Source organism: Candidatus Symbiopectobacterium sp., from assembly GCF_020054415.1.
Classification (GTDB): Bacteria; Pseudomonadota; Gammaproteobacteria; order Enterobacterales; family Enterobacteriaceae; genus Symbiopectobacterium.
Genome location: NZ_JAHWCO010000351.1, coordinates 1 through 2,173, shown reverse-complemented (window position 1 = coordinate 2,173; position 2,173 = coordinate 1). Strand labels below are relative to the sequence as shown.

At 54.8% G+C, this 2,173-nt stretch carries 2 protein-coding genes and 2 pseudogenes; 3 read left to right on the top strand and 1 reads right to left on the bottom strand.

The window, feature by feature from the left end; translation table 11 throughout:
• From QZ506_RS10400 to QZ506_RS10390, 3 genes and pseudogenes are all read left to right on the top strand, one after another.
• Positions 1-84, top strand: a pseudogene (locus QZ506_RS10400) (lipoprotein); the annotation flags it as partial.
• Between the two features lie 130 nt (positions 85-214).
• Positions 215-1,537, top strand: a complete 1,323-nt coding sequence (gene phoR, locus QZ506_RS10395) for a phosphate regulon sensor histidine kinase PhoR (RefSeq protein ID WP_291970923.1) — start codon at positions 215-217, stop codon at positions 1,535-1,537.
• 14 nt (positions 1,538-1,551) lie between these two features.
• A pseudogene (locus QZ506_RS10390) lies at positions 1,552-2,034 on the top strand (PstS family phosphate ABC transporter substrate-binding protein); the annotation flags it as partial.
• Between the two features lie 26 nt (positions 2,035-2,060).
• Here the strand turns inward: QZ506_RS10390 and QZ506_RS10385 are convergent.
• A partial coding sequence (locus QZ506_RS10385) for an IS1 family transposase (RefSeq protein ID WP_291970925.1) occupies positions 2,061-2,173 on the bottom strand: 113 nt, incomplete at its 5' end.

Here is a 2,173-nt window from a genome sequence, read left to right as displayed (position 1 = left end):
CAGGTGGGTGAAGCCATGGCCATGGTCAAAGCGCTTAACCGGATCACGCTATTAGGAATGCCGAACAGTATTCGCATCACGTAACAATCGACCCGTATGGGGCGCAGTCATTACAGGTTCTGATTTATTCAACAAAGCCCGTTATTGATGTGCGCGTGAGCTATAGCGAGCGCGACATCGTGGCTGAATACCGCCAAAGCGGAGAATTTTTAACGTGTTAGAACGTCTTTCGTGGAAAAAGCTGGCATTGGAGCTGGTTTTTTTTTGCTTGCCAGCCCTGCTGCTTGGCCTGATTTTCTGCTACCTGCCCTGGTTTATGCTGGCGGCGGTGCTGGTGGTGCTTGGCTGGAATTATTACAACCAGCTTAAACTCTCCTACTGGCTGTGGGTCGATCGCAGCATGACGCCGCCACCCGGGCGCTGGAGTTGGGAGCCGCTGTTTTACGGGTTGTATCAAATGCAACTGCGCAATCGGCGGCGGCGGCGCGAGCTGGCTTTGCTGATCAAGCGTTTTCGCAGCGGTGCCGAGTCGCTGCCCGATGGTGTGGTGATCACCACCGAAGAGGGCACCATTATCTGGTGCAACGGTCTGTCGCAGCACTTGCTCAGCCTGCGTTGGCCGGAAGATAACGGCCAGAATATCCTCAACTTGCTGCGCTATCCCGAGTTCACCCAATACATGCGTCAGCAGGATTTCTCCCGGGCCTTGACCCTGCAGTTGATCAATTCACACAATGTCGAATTCCGTGTTATGCCGTACTCGGAAGGGCAGTTATTGATGGTCGTTCGCGACATTACCCAGATGCACCAGTTGGAAGGGGCTCGGCGTAATTTATTCGCCAACGTCAGTCATGAATTACGCACTCCGCTCACCGTGCTGCAAGGTTACCTGGAGATTATGCAGGACGATTCGCTGGACGGTGCCTTACGCAGCAAAGCGCTTGCAACCATTCAGGAGCAGACGCGGCGCATGGATGGGTTGGTGAAACAGTTGCTCACGTTATCGAAAATCGAAGCGGCAGCACCGATCAATCTGGCGGAAAAGGTCGATGTGCCCCGTATGCTGCGCATACTACAACGCGAAGCACAGACGCTGAGTCAGGATCGTCACGAAATTGTGTTTCGCATCAACGATGGGTTGAGCGTTTACGGCAATGAAGAGCAGTTGCACAGCGCCTTCTCCAATCTGGTGTACAACGCGGTTAATCACACGCCGGAAGGTACGCGCATTGAAGTGTGCTGGCAAAAAATCACGCAAGGTGCGCAGTTTCAAGTCAGCGATAATGGTCCTGGTATCGCCGCCGAGCACATCCCTCGCCTGACGGAGCGTTTTTATCGTGTGGACAAAGCCCGCTCACGCCAAACGGGCGGCAGCGGATTGGGGCTTGCCATCGTTAAGCATGCGCTCAGCCACCATGATTCGCGGCTGGAGATCCTCAGTGAACAGGGTGCCGGAGCGCGTTTTATGTTTACGCTTCCTAACAGGTTGATTGTCCCTGCCTCTCTGTCGGATAATAGCACCGCCCCTTCGGCCTGATGGATAGTTGACCTATGATGCCAGCCCCGCTTTTTTCGGGTTTATTTCTCTGTGCTGCGCTGTTATTCAGTGGCTGGAGCCACACTGCGCGCAGTGAGCAAATGCTGGCGGGTAATCTCTCCAGTGCCGGCTCTGATACCCTGGCGACGCTGATCGCGTTTTGGGCCGCCGATTTCAACCAGCATTATCCCAGCGTTAACGTACATATGCAGGCGGCGGGGTCGCCATCGGCCCCTACGGCACTTGCCTCCGGCGCGGCACAACTCGGTCCGATGAGCAGTGCCATGAAGGCCAGTGAGATTGAGGCCTTTGTGCAACGCTATGGGTGTCCACCACTGGCTGTGCCGGTGGCGATGGATGCGCTGGTGGTATTAGTGAATCAGGATAATCCGCTGCCGGGTTTGAACGCGCAACAGCTCGATGCGCTGTTCTCTATTACACATCGCTGCGGGGCGACGCAAACTGTTACCCACTGGCGCGATCTTGGGCTGACGGGTCGTGTATTCAATGAGTTGATGTAGCATCAAACGTAGTACTCGCGTTCGATGTAAGTACCGATGATCCTATCGTGCATTTCGGATGATTTTGAATATCCGAGCGTCTTGCGATTGAACCGTTGCAATCGGTTACGCAGTG